Annotated in this window: 1 protein-coding gene and 1 pseudogene; one reads left to right on the top strand and one right to left on the bottom strand. The window is 43.9% G+C overall.

Annotated elements, in window-relative coordinates; all coding sequences use genetic code 11:
- Positions 1–548, bottom strand: a pseudogene (locus A3766_RS01195) (efflux RND transporter permease subunit); the annotation flags it as partial.
- 13 nt (positions 549–561) lie between these two features.
- On the opposite strand from A3766_RS01195, the gene A3766_RS01190 reads away from it, so the two are divergent.
- Positions 562–1,221, top strand: a 660-nt coding sequence (locus A3766_RS01190; RefSeq protein WP_156508592.1) for an efflux RND transporter periplasmic adaptor subunit, incomplete at its 3' end; no start/stop codon positions are given.

Here is a 1,221-nt window from a genome sequence, read left to right as displayed (position 1 = left end):
ACGTTTTCAACCACAACAATCGCATCATCTACTACGATACCGATAGCCAAGACTAATCCAAAAAGCGTTAGTGCATTTAAAGAAAAGCCAAACATGGCCATCACTGCAAATGTCCCAACTAAAGAAACAGGTACTGCAACTAAAGGAATAATTGATGCTCGCCATGTCTGCAAGAACAGTAAGACCACAATCACAACAAGCACCATGGCTTCAAGCAAAGTCATCACAACCGCTTCGATAGAACCTCGCACGAAAATGGTAGGATCATAGACGATGTTGTAATCAACACCCGCAGGGAAAGTCTTCTTCAATTCTTCCATACGCGCACGAACATCGTCTGAGATCTGGATCGCATTTGAGCCAGGGCGTTGAAAAATTGCAATGGCTGCGGCCTGCTTGTTATTTAGCAAGGATCTTAGCGCATAGGAATTTGAACCTAATTCAACTCGCGCGACATCTTTTAAGCGCGTGATGGCTCCGTTATCGCCAACACGCAGTACAACATCCTCAAATTCTTCTAAAGTCTCTAAACGACCTTTTACCNTTATCAACAGCTGAACGGTGCGTGCAGAAGTTCAGCGCCTGGAAGCGGAAGTTAAACGCAATGTAGCGGAAATAGAATTATCTAAACGTGATTTAAAACGAGCAGAAAGTTTACGTAAGAAAAGCGCGATTTCTCAAGAGCAGCTCGATAACAGTCGCACCCGCTTAACTCAAGCTATTGCCGCAGTAGAAAGTGCGAAGGCAGACTTGAAACGAACTAAAGTCCTCGATGCAATCACCACCGTAAAAGCTGAGTTTGATGGCCAGGTTTCTAATGCCCGTGTGAAAAAAGGGAGCTCGGTCATTGCAGGTAGCACAGTGCTGACTACCTTGGTTTCTACTGATAAAACACATGCATATTTTGATGTTGACGAAAAAACCTTTGCTCGTTTGCGTAGCTTAGGAGAAGGCAAGCGTTTGGATGAAATGAATATTCCTGTATTTATGGGGTTGGCGGGTGAAACTACATATCCGCATCAGGGAGTGATCGATTTTGTTGATAATCAGGTTGATATCAGTACGGGTACAATACGACTGCGTGCAGTATTTAGCAATGAAGATGGTAAGTTCACGCCAGGGATGTTTGCGCGGATTAATATGCAGATAGGTGCGAGCTATCCAGGAATTCTTGTTGATGAGAAAGCTGTCGTGACAGACCTTAGTCATAAATATGTATTG

The sequence above is a fragment of the Oleiphilus sp. HI0132 genome, assembly GCF_001635845.1.
Note: the sequence above shows the minus strand (reverse complement) of the source record. Positions and strands in the feature narration are given on the sequence as shown.